The organism is Xanthobacter autotrophicus (assembly GCF_030015065.1).
GTDB lineage: Bacteria > Pseudomonadota > Alphaproteobacteria > Rhizobiales > Xanthobacteraceae > Xanthobacter > Xanthobacter autotrophicus_D.
Genome location: NZ_JAIVFN010000339.1, coordinates 1 through 497, shown reverse-complemented (window position 1 = coordinate 497; position 497 = coordinate 1). Strand labels below are relative to the sequence as shown.

The 497-nt window shown below is 70.6% G+C and carries 1 protein-coding gene; it reads right to left on the bottom strand.

Annotated features, from left to right (window positions below; all coding sequences use genetic code 11):
- Positions 1-92 precede the first annotated feature (92 nt).
- The coding region (locus K9U40_RS23415; protein WP_282892462.1) for an NUDIX domain-containing protein at positions 93-497 on the bottom strand (405 nt) is incomplete at its 5' end.

The following is a 497-nucleotide window of genomic DNA, read 5'->3' as shown; positions in this document are numbered from 1 at the left end:
TTGCCACATCTTGTCGTACTGCGCGTACTGCCTGCGATGCGGCGCCTCGCCAGAACCGCTTCGCCGGGCCGTGCTGGCCGCTCTGCGGGCCTCTAGGCCTGGGGCAGCAGCGCCGGATCGAACGGCAGGCCGCGTTCTTCCGCCAGCCACTGCAGCACCGGGTAGGCCCCGGGCAGCACCGGCGACACGTCCAGCGGCCACTGCTGCCAGGCCATGGACTGGCCTTCGCGCATCTCGAATTCACCCGTCCAGGCGTGCACCTTGCACCAGTGCAGGCGCACCAGGGCATGGGGATAGTCGTGCTCGGTCACCTTCCAGACGGCGGCCGGCCCGATGGTCACGCCGAGCTCTTCGATGAGCTCGCGCCGCAGGGCCTGCTCGACGGTCTCGCCGGCTTCCAGCTTGCCGCCCGGGAATTCCCAGTAGCCCGCGTACGGCTTGCCGGCCGGGCGCGTGGAGAGCAGCATGGCGCCGTCGCCGCGGAACAGGATGCCCAC